Source organism: Rhodococcus sp. 7Tela_A2 (assembly GCF_049311045.1).
Taxonomy (GTDB): Bacteria; Actinomycetota; Actinomycetes; order Mycobacteriales; family Mycobacteriaceae; genus Rhodococcus.
Genome location: NZ_JAXION010000101.1, coordinates 1 through 16,145 on the forward strand (window position 1 = coordinate 1; position 16,145 = coordinate 16,145).

The 16,145-nt window shown below is 68.4% G+C and carries 14 protein-coding genes; 7 read left to right on the plus strand and 7 right to left on the minus strand.

The window, feature by feature from the left end; genetic code table 11:
* Positions 1-20: 20 nt before the first annotated feature.
* On the minus strand, positions 21-935 hold the full coding sequence (locus TVH25_RS16815; RefSeq protein WP_422424903.1) for an SDR family oxidoreductase: 915 nt from the start codon (positions 933-935) through the stop codon (positions 21-23).
* Positions 936-1,063: 128 nt separating this feature from the next.
* Between TVH25_RS16815 and TVH25_RS16820 the strand changes: the two genes are divergently transcribed.
* Positions 1,064-2,077 carry an AraC family transcriptional regulator ligand-binding domain-containing protein gene (locus TVH25_RS16820; RefSeq protein ID WP_422424905.1) on the plus strand — a complete coding sequence of 338 codons (1,014 nt, stop codon included), beginning with the start codon at positions 1,064-1,066 and terminating at the stop codon, positions 2,075-2,077.
* 218 nt (positions 2,078-2,295) lie between these two features.
* On the opposite strand, the gene TVH25_RS16825 is transcribed toward TVH25_RS16820, so the two are convergent.
* From TVH25_RS16825 to TVH25_RS16845, 5 genes are read right to left on the minus strand one after another with little or no spacing between them, the layout of a single operon-like run.
* On the minus strand, positions 2,296-2,793 hold the full coding sequence (locus TVH25_RS16825) for a hypothetical protein (RefSeq protein ID WP_240952582.1): 498 nt from the start codon (positions 2,791-2,793) through the stop codon (positions 2,296-2,298).
* A gap of 33 nt (positions 2,794-2,826) precedes the next feature.
* A complete protein-coding gene (locus TVH25_RS16830) occupies positions 2,827-3,168 on the minus strand; it encodes a Rieske 2Fe-2S domain-containing protein (protein WP_422424906.1) in 342 nt (113 codons plus the stop codon).
* Positions 3,165-5,675 (minus strand): nitrite reductase large subunit NirB, encoded by a 2,511-nt coding sequence (gene nirB / locus TVH25_RS16835; protein ID WP_422424907.1) that lies wholly within the window; start codon positions 5,673-5,675, stop codon positions 3,165-3,167. Before nirB ends, TVH25_RS16830 begins: the two co-directional genes overlap by 4 nt.
* A gap of 56 nt (positions 5,676-5,731) precedes the next feature.
* Positions 5,732-6,901, minus strand: coding sequence for an MFS transporter (locus TVH25_RS16840; RefSeq protein WP_422424908.1), 1,170 nt, complete (start codon positions 6,899-6,901; stop codon positions 5,732-5,734).
* Positions 6,898-7,797, minus strand: a complete 900-nt coding sequence (locus tag TVH25_RS16845; protein WP_422424909.1) for a PAC2 family protein — start codon at positions 7,795-7,797, stop codon at positions 6,898-6,900. Before TVH25_RS16845 ends, TVH25_RS16840 begins: the two co-directional genes overlap by 4 nt.
* A gap of 51 nt (positions 7,798-7,848) precedes the next feature.
* Here TVH25_RS16845 and metH point away from each other — a divergent pair, with 51 nt between their 5' ends.
* From metH to hisG, 6 genes are all read left to right on the plus strand, one after another.
* Positions 7,849-11,418, plus strand: a complete 3,570-nt coding sequence (gene metH / locus TVH25_RS16850) for a methionine synthase (protein ID WP_422424911.1) — start codon at positions 7,849-7,851, stop codon at positions 11,416-11,418.
* Positions 11,411-12,127, plus strand: a complete 717-nt coding sequence (locus TVH25_RS16855) for an HAD family hydrolase (RefSeq protein WP_422424912.1) — start codon at positions 11,411-11,413, stop codon at positions 12,125-12,127. Before metH ends, TVH25_RS16855 begins: the two co-directional genes overlap by 8 nt.
* Position 12,128: 1 nt before the next feature.
* On the plus strand, positions 12,129-12,989 hold the full coding sequence (locus tag TVH25_RS16860) for a rhodanese-related sulfurtransferase (protein ID WP_422424913.1): 861 nt from the start codon (positions 12,129-12,131) through the stop codon (positions 12,987-12,989).
* Position 12,990: 1 nt separating this feature from the next.
* The gene (locus tag TVH25_RS16865; protein ID WP_422424914.1) at positions 12,991-13,878 is read left to right on the plus strand and encodes a pseudouridine synthase; all 888 of its coding nucleotides are present in this window, start codon (positions 12,991-12,993) and stop codon (positions 13,876-13,878) included.
* A 50-nt stretch (positions 13,879-13,928) separates the two neighbouring features.
* A complete protein-coding gene (locus TVH25_RS16870; protein ID WP_206037218.1) occupies positions 13,929-14,210 on the plus strand; it encodes a phosphoribosyl-ATP diphosphatase in 282 nt (93 codons plus the stop codon).
* A gap of 87 nt (positions 14,211-14,297) precedes the next feature.
* Positions 14,298-15,161: an ATP phosphoribosyltransferase gene (gene hisG, locus TVH25_RS16875; RefSeq protein ID WP_169622269.1), complete on the plus strand. Its 864-nt coding sequence runs from the start codon at positions 14,298-14,300 to the stop codon at positions 15,159-15,161.
* Between the two features lie 62 nt (positions 15,162-15,223).
* Here the strand turns inward: hisG and TVH25_RS16880 are convergent, their stop codons facing one another.
* Positions 15,224-16,054, minus strand: a complete 831-nt coding sequence (locus tag TVH25_RS16880) for a thioesterase family protein (RefSeq protein WP_169622270.1) — start codon at positions 16,052-16,054, stop codon at positions 15,224-15,226.
* Between the last annotated feature and the right edge of the window lie 91 nt (positions 16,055-16,145).

A 16,145-nucleotide genomic window follows, 5' to 3' on the forward strand; every position in this document is an offset into this window, starting at 1 on the left:
GCCGGCAACGGGTCGGGCATTTACCGCACCGGGCGCTGCGTCTCACTCTCGATGACGGGACTGTCGGCGACGGGAGAGACAGCGGGGGTGGACTCGGTGCGATTCCGGTAGGCGGCCCGGGCGTTCTCGTCCGATTCGAGAACGACGGACTGCAGTCCGAACGCGCCGGAGATCCGGTGCCGGGCCGCCTCCGGCATCAAACGCAGGACGGCGAGGATGGCGCCCGCGGTCCGGGGCACGTAACGCAGACCCGGACGTCCCGAGCCGATCACCGCGGTGATCGCCTGGGCGACATCCTCGGGACCCACCATCGCGACGCGCTGGATCAACGCGTTGGGCTTGATGCCCGCGATCAGTTCGGTGCGTACGAATCCCGGCGCGATCGTCGAGACCGTGACGCCGGAACCGGCGAGTTCCTGCCGCAGCACGGAGCCCAGACCGATCACCGCATGCTTGGTGGCCGAGTACACGGCGATCCCCGGTGCGCCCTCGATGCCGACGATGGACCCGAGGTTGACGATGTGACCGTGCCCCTGCTCGGTGAAGCGCGCGGCCGCGAGTTTGCAGCCGATGATCACGCCCCGCACGTTGATGTCGATCTGGCGGTCGGACACCGCGTCGGACTCGTCGAGGAACCGTCCGGTCGGCATGATGCCGGCGTTGTTGACCACGACGTCGAGTCCGCCGAGTTCGATTGTGGCGAGATCGAGAAACTGCTCGAACGAACCGCGGTCGGTGACGTCGAGTGGCAACCCGAGGACGGTCGAACCGAATCGTGCGGTCAGCGCGGCAGCCGTTTCCTCCACCAGGGCCGTATCGATGTCGCCGATGACGACCTGTGCTCCGGCGCGGAGAAGGGCCTCCGCGGTCGATCGTCCGATACCGCGTGCGCCGCCGGTGATCGCGACGCGCTTGCCCTGTGCACCTCGGGTCATGTGTTGCCGTCCTTAACTCTCGAGCGGGTATTGCCGTGTGCTCACGCTAGAAAGCGGATCGCCGCAGATCCATGCCGAAAGCGGCTGTTTCTTGTGAATTTCGGCCACGTGGCCGATGATGGCACGTCGTGACGACCTTGGTCCCTCGCCGTGCCGCGACCAGCGCACGGCTTCTCGTGGACTTCGCCCGGGAACGCGGTATCGACACCCATCTGGTTCTCCGCGGCACCGGACTACCGGCCGAGGGACTCTCGGATCCCACGAGCGAGATCACGGACGAACAGGAACTTGCGCTGATCCGGAATCTGGTGGCGGAACTCGACGATGCTCCAGGGTGCGGGTTCACGCTCGGTGCGTCGTATCAGGCCGCCGTGCACGGCATCTACGGGTACGCGTTGATGAGTTGTGCGACCGTCCGAGAGGGGATCGAGGTGGGAACGCGCTACTTCGACCTCTCGTACGCGTTCTCGCGGGCAACGTTGGCGTACGCCGACGGTGAGGTGCGGTTCTCGCTCGACGATCGTGAGGTGCCGCGCGATGTACGGGGATTCCTTCTCGAACGCGACCTGTCCGGAATCCTGGCGCACTGGACGGCGTTGTGGGGCAACCCGGTCGAGGTGCGGCGGATCGAAGTGAACGAGTCGCTGTTCGGTCGCATCGCACCGATGGTGCGTGAACACGGCTACGAGGTGGTGTCTGTATCCGGGCCGCACACGGTCGTGGTGGACGCGGCGGCGGTGGAACGTCCGATGCCCACCGCCAGCGCGGCCGCGTCGTCGGTGCTGCTCGAAGAGTGCGCAGAACTCCTTCAGCGGCGGCGATTCCGCAGTGGAACCGCATTCCGGGTCCGTGAGATCCTGCTTCGTGCCGCGTCGTCGGGTGCGACGCAACAGCGTGTCGCGGGGGAGTTGGGGCTCAGCGTGCGGACGCTGCGGAGGAGGCTCGAGGAGGAAGGAACGTCGTACCGGGAGGTCGTGGCGGAGACGTACAGCGCGGTGGCCGAAGAACTTCTCGGTGCGGGGCTGTCGGTCGAGCGGGTGGCGCACCGCCTGGGGTATTCCGACGCGTCGAGCTTCACGGTAGCTTTCACGAGGTGGACGGGAACGACTCCGGGCCGGCGGGCCAGGGGAGTGCGTGGATGAAGGATAGGCAGCTTGATCCTTTTCAGGGGGAACGGTATTCGCGGCGGGGAAGGACGACGACATGGGAGTAGGGCGCACCCGACATGCGGGTTCGGCGGAGGACGCGACCCTGGATATTCTGGATCGGACGGAATAAACAAATAACAGAAATATCCGCCATTTCCACCACCAACTCGTCTCGATCCCGCCACTCACCAACACTTCACGTCACTCGCAACTTACGCCGGAGGTCTGTCGAAGTAGCGGGCGAGCCTGCGATGCCGGTGAGCGAACAGTCCCGCGATCACGCGGTGCGCCACGGAATCGACGATCGGTACACCCGACAAGGGCGCGCGCAACTCGAAGGTGAGGCGATCGTGGACACGGGTTCCGCCGGACGGCAGCGGTTGTAGTTCGCGTTCGTGCTCCCAGCGGCGCAGGAGCACCATGCTGGACTTCTCGTGGAACCGGCGACCGGGTTCGACGGCAGCGACGGTGAGGTCATCGAATTCGACCGGCAGTACCCCGAAGAGCAGGAGCGGTGCACGGCCCAGGCGCACGCCGACCGGCACCTCGTCGATGGACAGGCCCCGGACCGCACGCGGCATGCGCATCGACAGCACGGGAGCGAGTTCGTCGTTGATACCGCCGGGATCTGTGATGCGGGCCCAGACCGCGGGGATCGTGGCGGGAAGGACCGACTCGTGTTCGACGACGACACATCCCACTGTGGGCACCCTTCCCTCGGGGGAAGGACGATAGCAGGAGTGTTACTGCGATCCCGAGAAGGACGAGGACAGCAGGATTCGGCCTTCGCTCACCTGCGCCGCGTAGGTGCGTACCGATCCGATCCCGTGCGCGGCGCACGCACCCGTGTCGAACGAGAACGCGTACTGATGCAGCGGGCACACCACACCGGTGTGGTCGATCTGCCCGTCGGCCAACGGCCCTCCCTTGTGCGGGCACACGGCGTCGGTCGCGCGGACCGAACCGTCGGACAACAGGAACACGGCGATCTGCCGCCCGTCGACCGTATAGGTGCGCCCCTCGCCGCGGGTGAGACCCGAGACCGGTCCGAGGTCGACGACAGCACTGTCGTCCACGGCGGTCATCGAACGGGGACCTGGGGGAGAGGCAGCAACGGCAGCGACGGCGCAAACTGCGCGGGAGACTTCGGGTCCGAACGGTCGAGCCAGGGATCACGGTAGCCGGCGACGGCGATCTCGACGCGTTCGTCCAGTCCGGACACCAGGTTCTCCTCGTCTCGAATCAGCAGGTCCTGTAGTCGGTCCAGACCGATGCGCGGCACGAAGGCGTAGGTCCGCTCGAGCCACTGCGCGTTCTCGCGGTAGTACTGGATGAACCGTCCCGCCACGGAAAGCACCTCGTCGGCGGAGTCCACGGTCGCGAGAAGGTCACCTTTTCGGACGTGTGCACCGGCGGCGCCGCCGACGTAGATATCCCACCGCCCGTCGCCGACGGCGACCACCCCGAGGTCCTTGCACAGCGCCTCGGAACAATTGCGGGGACACCCCGCCACCGCCAGTTTGAGCTTGGCCGGTGTCTCGAGCCCCTGGAAGCGTTCCTCGAGTGCGATACCCAGATTCGTGGAGTCGCCCAGACCGAACCGGCAGAAATCGCTGCCCACGCAGGTTTTCACAGTGCGGAAACTCTTGCCGTAGGCGAAACCCGACGACATATCGAGATCGGCCCAGACCTTCGGCAGGTCCTCCTTCTTGATGCCGAGGAGATCGATCCGCTGACCACCGGTGACCTTCACCATGGGCACCCGGTACTTGTCGGCGACGTCGGCGATCCGGCGCAACTGATCCGGTGTGGTCACCCCGCCCTTCATCTGAGGCACGACCGAAAATGTGCCGTCCCGCTGGATATTGGCGTGCACACGGTCGTTGATATAGAGCGCGCCACGCTCGTCGACCCAGTCGGGGCCCCACAGTGTGCGCAACAGCGACGCCAGCGGCATCTTCGCGGAGGCATCCTCCCGGCCCCCGGTCGCGAGTTTCGCGAACACCTGCGACACCGCGCGCAGGTCGTGCTCGCGGATAGCGGCGATCAGGTCGGGTTTGGTCAGCGGGATGCACGGCACATACCAGTTCGCGGCGGGGTCCTCGGCGAGCGCGCCGCCGGCCGCGAACGCGACGATGTCACCCACGAGGGCCTTGCACGACCCGCAGCCCTTACCCGCCCGGGTGGTGGCGCAGACGTCCGCGAGGCTGGCCGCTCCGCCGTGGACACAGGCGACGATGTCGCCCTTGGTGACGCCGTTGCAGTTGCACACCTGGGTGCTGTCGGGCAGATCTGCCGCCACGTCGGCGCCCTGGGGCTCTCCGATGTCGAACAGCAGGGCCGCGCGATCCTGGGGGACCTCGATCATTCCGTCGAAGGCCTGTCCGAGCATCGACGCCCGGCCGATGTCGCCGAGCAGCATCGCGCCGATCAGTTGGTCGTCACGCACGACGACGGCCTTGTACACACCGCTGCGCGGGTCGTAGAACTGCACGAACTCGTCGTCTTCACGTTCGGGTCCCTTCACGCCCATCGCGGCGACGTCGATACCGGCGACCTTGAGCTTCGTGGTGGTCCGCGAACCCTCGTACGCGGCGTGCGGGTCGGTGCCGGTGAGATGCTCGGCGAGCACGACGGCCTGCTCCCACACCGGCGCGACGAGGCCGTACACCTCGCCGCGGTGCTGCACGCATTCCCCGACTGCGTACACGCTCGATTCGCCGTCGCAGCGCAACTGATCGTCGACGACCAGGCCGCGCTCGACGAGAAGACCGCCGGTGCGCGCGAATTCGGTGTTGGGGCGGATACCTGCCGCGACGACCACCATGTCCGCCGGGACGACGGTGTCGTCGGAGAACCGGACCCCGACCACCTCGCCGTGGCCGTCGCGCTCGATGCCGATCGTGCGTGTACCCGTGTGCACGGTGACCCCGAGTTTCTCGATCTCGGTGCGCAGGACGCGGCCGCCGCGCTCGTCGAGTTGCTGGTTCATCAGGTGCCCGGGCGAATGCACGACCGTCACCTCGAGTCCCTGGGTGCGCAACCCGTACGCGGCCTCGAGGCCGAGCAGGCCGCCGCCGACGACCACTGCCGACACGTCGTCGCGGGACTCCGCCATCTGGAGCATGCCGTTGGTATCGGCGAGGGTGCGGAAACCGAACACGCCGCGCCCGAGGCGGCCGTCCGCTTCGCGCAGGCCGTCCATGTTGGGGAAGAAGGTCGACGATCCGGTGGCGACGACGAGCACGTCGTAGCCCGCCACCCGGCCGGATTCACAGGTGACCGTCTTGGCGAACCGGTCGAGGCGGACCGCGCGGTCGCCCGCGAAGAGGGTGATGCCGTGCTCGCGGTACCAGCTCATCGGATTGAGCACGAGATCGTCGTCGTCGGCGGTCGCTTCGCCGGACAGGACGTGCGAGAGCATGATCCGGTTGTAGTTGCCGTACGGCTCGTCGCCGATCATGGTGATGTCGAAGAGCTCTCGTCCACCTCGCGCGAGGATCTCTTCGACGGTGCGAGCACCTGCCATGCCGTTGCCCACGACGAGGAGCCGCCGACGCGGTGTCTCCGGTTGGGGCTGGGTCGATGTCATGCTTCGAGGGTCTGCCGCGTCGGTGACGGATCGGCTGCCGGGGCGTTACATGCCGATCAGGAAGACCTCACCCCGTCCTTGCCGGAACTGTCAGGTCGCGGCGACGCAGGCATCGCGACGGGGGTGACGACGGCGAGCAGCACCGCGGGCACGAGGAACGCAGCGGTCGGATCCGCCGAGTACACGGGCGTGAGTGCCAGCGGAGCGAAGGCACCACCGCCGAACCGGAAGGCCTGCACCACCGACACCGCGCCGCCGCGGTTGGCTCCGGGATCGCCCAGGACGGCGGCATTGACGCCGACGAGCACGCATTGCGAGGCGACGCCCGCGAGGAACCAGGCGACGGCGACGACCATGAGATTCGTCACCGTACCGACGGTGACCACCAGCACTGCGCCGGCGAAGGCACCGATGAGGACGGTGCGCCGCGCGCCGATCCGGTCGACGAGGATCCCGACGCGCCGGGCGGTGAGGATGCCGGCGAAACCGAGGACGGTGAGCAGGGCACCGCGCTCGGACGGGGTGAGAGCGAACACGTCCTCGGCACGGAAGGCGAGGAGGAAGTTGAGTCCGCCGATCGCGCCCCAGCCGAGCAGCGCCACGATGCCGATGCGGACGATGCGGGGACGCAGCGCGTCGCGAAGCCGGGCGGGTTCGCCGGTGGTGTCGTCGTCGTCGACGGTGCCCGGTAGTCCGATGCACGCGAGCGCCAGTGCGGCGGCGGCGAGCACCACGAACGCCCATCGCCAGTCGATCTCGGCGGCGAGCCCGCCGACGAGCGGCGCGAAGGTCAGCCCGGCGGCTTGCAGGGCACCGAAGAGACCCAGTGCGCGACCGAGCCGATTCTGCGGTGTCAGGGACGCGAGGGCCGCGAGCAGCAGCGGTGTGGTGAAGGCGTTGGCCGCGCCCTGGAGCATGCGGGCACCGAGCAGCACGGTCAGAGTGGGGGCGAGCGCGGCGGCGACGGACACCACGGCGTAGGCGAGGTAGGCGAGGCGGACCGTGCGGGCCCGGCCCCAGCGGGCACCGAGGGTGCCGGAGAACAGCATGGCGGCGGCGAAGACGCCGAGGTAGGCGGTCACGGAGGTGGCCGCGGTGGCGGCCGTGACGCCCAGGTCGGCGCCCATCTCGGGAAGCATCGAGACGACGACGCTGCCGCCGAACGGGCCGAGGAAGCCGCCTGTGTAGAGCGCCGCGCGCGGGAGTGCCGCGCGCCGGGCGCTCACAGGGCGCGTCCGCCGGGACCGCGTCGACGCAGGTAGCGCTCGAATTCGGCGGCGATGGCGTCGCCGTCGATGTTGGAGATGTCGTCGGTGATGTCGGATTCGGCTTCGGCGTCGCCGCGTTCTTCGAGTCCGCGGACGTAGTCGGCGACGTCTTCGTCGTCGTCGGTCATCTCGGTGACGGCCTCTTCCCATTCTTCGGCGAGGACGGGCAGTTCGCCGAGGGGAACTTCGACGTCGAGGATGTCTTCGAGCCGGCGGAGGAGTTCGACGGTGGCTTTGGGGTTGGGCGGGTGCGAGACGTAGTGGGGGACCGCTGCCCAGAAGGACACGGCGGGGATGCCGGCGCGGACGCAGGCGTCCTGGAGGACGCCGGTGATCCCGGTAGGTCCTTCGTAGCGTGATTTTTCGAGGTTGAAGCGTTTGGCGGCTTCGGCGCTGTATGCGGTGCCGGTCACCGGGACGGGCCGGGTGTGGGGGGTGTCGGCGAGCAGGGCGCCGAGAAGGATGACGGTGTGGACGCCGATGTCGTCGATGAGTTCGATGATGGCGTCGCAGAAGCTGCGCCAGCGCATGTTGGGTTCGATGCCGCGCAGCAGCACGATGTCGCGGTCGCTGCCGGGCAGTGCGCAGACCGACAGCCGGGTGGCGGGCCAGTCGAGTTCGCGGCTGACGCCGTCGACGAGCCGGACCTGGGGGCGGTTGACCTGGTAGTCGTAGTAGTCCTCGGAGTCCAGTTCGGCGAAGGGTTCGGCGTCCCAGATCAGTTCGAGGTGTTCGACGGCTCCGCTGGCGGCGTCGCCTGCGTCGTTCCATCCTTCGAACGCGGCAACGAGCACCGGATCACGGAGGACGGGTACGTCCTGGTCCGGGGTGTCGGAGTTCTCGCGTGCATTCACTCGTCCAGCCTACGACCCGGGCCGGTTCGTCCGCCCACTAGTCTGGTGGGCATGTCCACCCCATTGCACTCTGTCTTGCTCGATGCGTTGAAGCGGCGCGTTGTCATCGGAGACGGGGCGATGGGCACGATGTTGCAGGCCGCGGATCTTTCGCTCGACGATTTCCGCGGTTTGGAGGGGTGCAACGAGATTCTCAACGAGTCTCGGCCCGATGTGATCCGGGGGATCCATCGGGCGTATTTCGAGGCCGGCGCAGATGTGGTCTCGACGAACACCTTCGGTTGCAACCTGCCCAATCTCGCCGACTACGACATCGCCGACCGCATCCGTGACCTGTCCGAACGTGGCACCCGTCTGGCCCGTGAGGTGGCCGACGAGATGGGCCCGAGCGACGACGGGATGCCTCGGATGGTGATCGGCTCGATGGGGCCGGGCACCAAGCTGCCGAGCTTGGGACATGCGCCCTACGCGGTGTTGCGGGATGCCTACGCGGAGGCCGCTCTGGGCATGATCGACGGTGGCGCCGATGCGATCCTGGTGGAAACCTGCCAGGACCTGTTGCAGGCGAAGGCCGCGATCGTGGGTAGCCGCCTGGCGATGGAGCAGGCGGGCCGGCGACTGCCGATCGTCACCCATGTCACGGTGGAGACCACGGGCACGATGCTGCTCGGTTCGGAGATCGGTGCGGCGCTGACGGCGCTCGAGCCGCTGGGCATCGACCTGATCGGGCTGAACTGCGCGACCGGCCCGGCGGAGATGAGCGAACACCTGCGGTACCTGACGCAGCACGCACGGATTCCGGTGTCGGTGATGCCGAACGCGGGGCTGCCGGTGCTGGGGCCCAACGGCGCCGAGTACCCGCTGGGTCCGGAGGAACTGGCGTCGGCGTTGGCCGGGTTCGTCGCCGACTACGGGCTCGCGTTCGTGGGCGGGTGCTGTGGCACGACTCCCGAGCATGTCCGGCAGGTGGCCGCGGCGGTGCGTGAGGTGACGCCCGCCCCGCGCACGCCGGTGCCGGAGCCGGGTGTGTCGTCGCTCTACACGGCGGTGCCGTTCGAGCAGGACGCGTCGATCCTGATGGTCGGCGAGCGCACGAACACCAACGGGTCGAAGGCGTTCCGGGAGGCGATGCTCGCCGCGGACTGGCAGAAGTGCCTCGATATCGCGAAGGACCAGATTCGCGACGGCGCGCACATGCTGGACCTGAACGTCGACTATGTGGGACGCGACGGTGCCGCCGACATGGCAGAACTGGCGTCCCGGTTCGCGACGGCCTCGACGTTGCCCATCATGATCGACTCGACGGAGCCGGACGTGATCCAGGCCGGTCTCGAGCACCTCGGTGGCCGGTGCGCGGTGAACTCGGTGAACTACGAGGACGGCGACGGCCCCGGCTCGCGGTTCCAGCGGATCATGCAGCTCGTCGTCACGCACGGCGCGGCCGTGGTCGCGCTGACGATCGACGAGGAGGGTCAGGCCCGTACCGCCGAACACAAGGTGCGGATCGCGGAGCGCCTGATCACCGATCTGACGGAGAACTGGGGGCTCGCGCCGGAAGACATCATCGTCGACGCGTTGACCTTCCCGATCTCGACGGGGCAGGAGGAAGTCCGCCGCGACGCGATCGAGACGATCAGCGCGATCCGCGAACTGCACCGGCGACATCCCGAAATCCACTTCACGCTCGGCATCTCGAATGTGTCGTTCGGTTTGAATCCGGCGGCCCGGCAGGTGCTCAACTCGGTGTTCCTGAACGAGTGCACCGAAGCGGGGCTGGATACGGCGATCGTGCATGCGTCGAAGATCCTGCCGATGGCCCGCATCCCGGAGGAGCAGCGGCAGGTCGCGCTGGACCTGGTGTACGACCGTCGCCGCGAGGGATACGACCCCCTGCAGAAGCTGATGGAACTGTTCGAGGGTGTGTCGGCGGCGTCGGCGCGGGAGTCGCGCGCGCAGGAACTGGCGGCGCTGCCGCTGTTCGAACGGCTCGAGCGGCGCATCGTCGACGGCGAGCGCAACGGCCTCGAGGACGATCTGACGGAGGCGATGACGACGACACCGCCGCTGACGATCATCAACGACACGTTGCTGTCGGGGATGAAGACGGTCGGTGAGCTGTTCGGGTCGGGGCAGATGCAGTTGCCGTTCGTGCTGCAGTCCGCCGAGGTGATGAAGACGGCGGTGGCGTTCCTCGAACCCCACATGGAGTCCACCGGCGCCGACGGTAAGGGCCGGATCGTGCTGGCGACCGTCAAGGGCGATGTGCACGACATCGGCAAGAACCTGGTCGACATCATCTTGTCGAACAACGGCTACGAGGTGGTCAACCTCGGGATCAAGCAGCCCATCGCCACGATTCTCGACGCGGCCGTCGACAAGAGAGCCGACGTGATCGGGATGTCCGGTCTGCTGGTGAAGTCGACCGTGGTGATGAAGGAGAACCTCCAGGAACTCAATGCCCGCGGGGTGGCCGAGCAGTTCCCGGTGATGCTCGGCGGCGCGGCACTGACCCGCAGCTATGTGGAGAACGATCTCGCGGAGGTCTACGAGGGTCAGGTGTCGTACGCCCGCGATGCGTTCGAGGGCTTGTCGTTGATGGACAAGGTGATGGCCGTCAAGCGCGGTGAGGCTCCGGCGCCCGACAGCCCGGAGGCGCTGGAAGCTGCCCGGAAGGCCGCCGAGCGCAAGGAGCGGCACGAGCGCAGCAAGCGGATCGCGGAGAAGCGCAAGGCGGCGGAGGCACCGGTGGTGGTGCCTGCGCGCAGCGATGTCGCAGCGAATCTTCCGGTGCCGACCCCGCCGTTCTGGGGTACCCGAGTGGTCAAGGGCATCCCGTTGGCCGACTATGCGTCGCTGATCGACGAGCGCGCGCTGTTCCTCGGACAGTGGGGTCTGCGTGGGCAACGGGGCGGCGACGGCCCGACCTACGAAGAGCTGGTGGAGACCGAAGGCCGGCCGCGGCTGCGGTACTGGCTGGACCGGTTGGCGACCGAGGGGATCTTGCAGCACGCCGCCGTGGTGTACGGCTACTTCCCGGCGGTGTCCGAGGGTGACGACGTGGTGGTGCTCACCGAGCCCCGCCCGGACGCGCCGGAGCGGTTCCGGTTCACGTTCCCGCGGCAACAGCGGTCCCGGTTCCTGTGCATCGCCGACTTCGTGCGGTCCCGGGAGGATGCGCTCGCGTCGGGGCAGGTCGATGTGTGGCCGTTCCAGCTGGTGACGATGGGGCAGCCGATCGCCGACTTCGCGAACGAGTTGTTCGCCGCGGACGCGTACCGCGACTATCTGGAGGTACACGGTATCGGCGTGCAGCTCACCGAGGCGTTGGCGGAGTACTGGCATCGCCGGATCCGGCAGGAACTCGCGTTCGCCGGGGGCGGCACCGCCGCCGACGAGGATCCCGACGAGATCGCCGAGTACTTCAAGCTCGCCTATCGCGGGGCCCGGTTCGCGTTCGGGTACGGCGCGTGCCCGAATCTCGAGGATCGCATCAAGCTCGTCGAGTTGCTCGAGCCCGAACGTATCGGCGTGGAATTGTCGGAGGAATTGCAGTTGCATCCCGAGCAGTCCACCGACGCGTTCGTGCTGCACCACCCGGAGGCCAAGTATTTCAATGTCTGATCAGCTCGAATCCGGTTGCGCTGCACCGTTGATCGGGGCCACCCGACTGCGGGCGGTGCTCTGGGACATGGACGGCACGTTGCTCGAGTCCGAGCAGTTGTGGGACATCGGGATGCGGGAGTTGTCGCTGCATCTCGGTGGCCCGATGAGTGAGGAGACCCGGCGCGCGACGATCGGCGGACCGCTCGACCTGTCGGTGTGGCGAGCGTTCGCCGGTCTCGGTCTCGAACCGACCCCCGACGAGCAGACCGCCGCCGAGGACTGGCTCAACGCGTACATGGCCGGGTTGTTCGCTCAGGGTCTGCGGTGGCGGCCCGGCGCGCAGGCGGCACTCGATGCGGTACGTGCGGCGGGACTGGGCCAGGTGCTGGTGACCAACACCGGCCGCCGGTTGTGCGACGTCGCGCTCGAGACGCTCGGCCGGGACCGCTTCGACCACACGGTGTGCGGTGACGAGGTGCCGGCGGGCAAGCCCGACCCGGCGCCGTACCGGCGGGCCGCGGAGTTGCTCGGGCTCGATCCCGCGCAGTGCCTGGCGATCGAGGATTCCCCGACCGGCGCGACGTCCGCCGAGGCCGCGGGCTGCGCGGTGCTGGTGGTGCCGTCGCTGGTGGAGGTGCCCGGCTCGCCGCGCCGGGTGTTCCGGTCGACGCTCGAGGGGCTGACGGTGGCGGACCTGCGCGAGTTGCACGGGTCGGGATCGCGCTGACATGGCGATTCCCAAGATCGTGTTGTTCTACGCGTTCACGCCGCTGCCCGACCCGGAGGCGATCCGGTTGTGGCAGCACACCCTCGCGTCGTCGCTGGGGCTGACGGGCCGGATCCTGATCTCCGAGCACGGCATCAACGGCACCGTCGGTGGGGACATCGCCGCGGTGAAGCGCTACGTGCGCGGACTGCGCGGCTATCCGGCGTTCAAGGACACCGACGTCAAGTGGTCCGACGGCACCGGCCACGACTTCCCGCGCCTGTCGGTCAAGGTGCGCCCGGAGATCGTGACGTTCGGGGTGCCCCACGAGGTGAAGGTCGACGAACACGGTGTGGTGGGCGGCGGCACCCCGCTCTCGCCACGCGCCGTGCACGAACTGGTGTCCGAGCGCGGCGACGAGGTGGTGTTCTTCGACGGCCGCAACCGGTTCGAGGCGGAGATCGGCCGGTTCCGGAATGCGGTGGTGCCCGAGGTGGAGACCACCCGCGATTTCGTCGCCGAACTCGACAGCGGCCGTTACGACCATCTCAAGTCCCGTCCGGTGGTGACCTATTGCACCGGCGGGGTGCGGTGCGAGGTGTTGTCGGCGTTGATGCGCAACCGCGGTTTCGAAGAGGTGTATCAGCTCGACGGCGGAATCGTGCGCTACGGCGAGACTTTCGGCGACGACGGGCTGTGGGAAGGTTCGCTGTACGTCTTCGACGGCCGCATGAACGTCGAATTCAGCCCGGCCGCAACAGTGTTGGGCCGGTGCACCGAGTGCGGAACGCCGACGTCGCGGTACCGCAACCATCCCGATCGCGACGGCCGCGACCTGACGCTGGTCTGCGCGGGGTGCGTACCGGACCCCGTCGAGGGCTGAGGTGCGCGGAGCCCCGCTGCCGGTGCGGGACGGTCTCGGCCCGGACCGGCTGCGTATGCCCGCCGAGACGGACGCGGCCACCATCGTCGAATTTCTGCAGTCCCGTCACCCGGCGGAGGACTGGCAGGCCCGCGTGAGCGCCGGTGAACTCGTCGACGAACACGGCCGGCCGGTGGACGCCGGCACCCGTTATCAGCCGACCCGGTTCGTGTACTTCTACCGCGACCCGCCGCCGGAGGTGCCGGTGCCGTTTCCGGTGGAGGTGCTGCACCGCGACGAGCGACTGGTGGTGGTGGACAAACCGCACTTCCTGGCGACCATCCCGCGGGGCACCCACATCCGGGAAACGGTGGTCGTGCGGCTGCGCCGGGAATTGGACCTGCCGCATCTGGTGCCGGTGCACCGGCTCGACCGGATGACCGCCGGTGTGCTGCTGTGCACCACCGACCCGCGCTGGCGGCGGCCGTATCAGGAACTGTTCGAGCGGCACCTGGTGGTCAAAGAGTACGAGGCGGTCGCCGGGTTCCGGCCGGAGCTCGCATTCCCGCAGGTCGTGCGCACCCGCATCGACAAGCAGCACGGTGAGCTGACCGCCGTGCAGAGCTTCACCGACCCGAACTCCGAGACCCGCATCGAACTGCTGGAGCGACACGGAGATCGGGCCCGGTACCGGCTGCACCCCCGCACCGGGCGCACGCACCAGTTGCGTCTGCACCTGACGGCGCTGGGGATCCCGATCGTGGGGGACAACTTCTATCCGGTGTTCCGGCGCCGCGACCCGGACGACTTCACCGATCCGCTGCGGTTGCTGGCACGTGCGCTCGAGTTCCCCGATCCGATCAGCGGGGCGACGCGGCGGTTCGTCAGCGCCCGGAACCTCGGGTGGTGAGCCGCGCGCCGGGCGCGGTGGTGTCCTGAATTCGGGGGGAGCGGCGCGGCATGAAACAATCAACCCCTGTGAAGACCTTCGATTCCCTGTTCGCCGAGCTGTCCGAACGTGCTGTGACCCGTCCTGAGGGGTCCGGCACCGTCGCCGCGTTGGACGCCGGTGTCCACGCGCAGGGCAAGAAGGTGATCGAGGAGGCCGGCGAGGTATGGATCGCCGCCGAGTACCAGTCCGATGAGGAGCTCTCCGAGGAGATCTCGCAGTTGCTGTACTGGGTGCAGGTTCTGATGGTGGGGCGCGGTCTGAAGCTCGAGGACGTCTACAAGCATCTGTGACGGCCGGCGCCGCCGCTTCGAGGTGGCTGCCGTCCGTGCCCGTGGACCTCGTCGATTCTTCCCTCCCTTTCCGAAAGGACGTTCGTCATGCTGCGCGTCGCAGTTCCCAACAAGGGCTCGTTGTCCGAGTCTGCCGCCGAGATTCTGCAGGAGGCCGGGTACCGGCGCCGCACCGATTCGCGGGATCTGACGGTCATCGATCCCGTCAACGACGTCGAATTCTTCTTCCTGCGCCCGAAGGACATCGCGATCTATGTCGGGTCCGGTGAGCTGGATCTGGGGATCACCGGCCGTGACCTGGCCCTCGATTCGGGTGCGCCCGTCGCGGAGCGGCTCTCGCTCGGGTTCGGGCGGTCCTCGTTCCGGTACGCCGGCCCCAAGGGACGCGACTGGACGGTCGAGGACCTGCACGGGCTGCGGATCGCCACGTCGTACCCGAATCTGGTGCGCCGGGACCTCGAGTCCCGCGGTCTCGACGCGACCGTGATCCGGCTCGACGGGGCGGTGGAGATCTCCATCCAGCTCGGGGTGGCCGACGCGATCGCCGACGTGGTCGGGTCGGGTCGCACGCTGCGGCAGCACGATCTCGTGGCGTTCGGTGACTCGCTGTGCGATTCGGAAGGTGTGCTCATCGAGCGGGAAGGTTCCGATCGTGCCGATCGGGCCCGCAATCAGCTCATCGCCCGGCTCGAAGGCGTGGTCTTCGCGCAGCAGTACGTGATGCTCGACTACGACTGCCCGAAGCACCTGCTCGAGCAGGCGGTGCAGGTCACGCCGGGACTCGAGTCCCCGACGATCTCCCCGCTGGCGAACGACTCGTCGGTCGCGGTGCGGGCGATGGTGCCCCGCAAGGGCCACAACGCGGTGATGGATCGTCTCGCCGAGATCGGGGCGCACGCCATCCTCGCGTCGAATATCCGGTCGTGCCGCGCGATGCGCGCCGCCGAATAGCTCTCCGGAGAAGAACTACCGGCGGGCACATCCCGTCTCTCACCTCAGGTGCGGTCTCGCGATCAGCGGGACCGCACCTGCACGTTCTGGGCGATGCGGCCGAGTGCACCGGCCTCGTCGTAGAGCACCCCGGCGGTCATACCGACGCCGTCGGGACCCACGGACGTCTCGGCGGAGATCCCGACCCAGGTGGGGTCGGGAGCGCGGAACAGGTGCACGGTCAGTTCCGTGTTGAGGAACAGCCAGCGGGTGGGGTCGAGCTTGGAGCCGACACCGTTGGCGACGTCGGCGACGGTCATCAGCCGGTCCAGCCCGGTGGGGGTTTCGCCGTCCACCAGCGGCAGCGGGGCACACACCCACGCCGCGGAGGGGCCCGGCACCCCGAACTCGGTGACGACCCGCCACTCGAGGGTAGAGATGTATCCGCCCGACCACGCCGGGTGACCGACCGAGCCCGCGGGAACGGTGTCGACCGGCGGCAGCGGCGGCTCCGAGGTGCGAGCGACGTCGGGCAGGTCGACGGTCTCGAGCCGCCAGCCGGTGCCCCGCGCGACCGCCCGGGCGGTGCCGTCGGGGGCGGTGGCCCACAGTTCGGCGACGACCAGTTCGATCTTGCGGCCCGGCCGGTCGATCCGGGTGCGCACCTCGAGGTCGGTGAGCGGAACCGGACCGAGCAGGTCGACGGTGATGCGGGTCAGCCGGGTGCCGGGGCGTGGCCGGTGCCGTTCGAGCGCGCGGGCGAGCAACGCGGACGGCGGCGCGCCGTGCTGCAGGTCGGGTCCCCAGGTGCTCACGGTGTGCTCGGTGGGCCGGAAACGTTCGATGCTCACGTCGGGGTCGGCCCCGGGATCGGTGGGGACGGGGACGGGCACGTAGTACGAGGCGGCGCTCACTGCGGGAACTCCTTGTGGGGATGGGACGGCACGGGGCCCCGGGGGGACCCGGCGCCCGGTCCGCAGGAGGGAGTCGCGGCGCCCGGGGGGG

What these genes read in the sequence shown, in the direction of transcription:
- TVH25_RS16815 (WP_422424903.1), bottom strand. Translation starts at nt 935, where the DNA reads ATGACCCGAGGTGCACAGGGCAAGCGCGTCGCGATCACCGGCGGCGCA.
- TVH25_RS16830 (WP_422424906.1), bottom strand. Translation starts at nt 3,168, where the DNA reads ATGACCGCCGTGGACGACAGTGCTGTCGTCGACCTCGGACCGGTCTCG.
- nirB (WP_422424907.1), bottom strand. Translation starts at nt 5,675, where the DNA reads ATGACATCGACCCAGCCCCAACCGGAGACACCGCGTCGGCGGCTCCTC.
- metH (WP_422424911.1), top strand. Translation starts at nt 7,849, where the DNA reads ATGTCCACCCCATTGCACTCTGTCTTGCTCGATGCGTTGAAGCGGCGC.
- TVH25_RS16855 (WP_422424912.1), top strand. Translation starts at nt 11,411, where the DNA reads ATGTCTGATCAGCTCGAATCCGGTTGCGCTGCACCGTTGATCGGGGCC.
- TVH25_RS16860 (WP_422424913.1), top strand. Translation starts at nt 12,129, where the DNA reads ATGGCGATTCCCAAGATCGTGTTGTTCTACGCGTTCACGCCGCTGCCC.
- TVH25_RS16870 (WP_206037218.1), top strand. Translation starts at nt 13,929, where the DNA reads ATGAAACAATCAACCCCTGTGAAGACCTTCGATTCCCTGTTCGCCGAG.
- hisG (WP_169622269.1), top strand. Translation starts at nt 14,298, where the DNA reads ATGCTGCGCGTCGCAGTTCCCAACAAGGGCTCGTTGTCCGAGTCTGCC.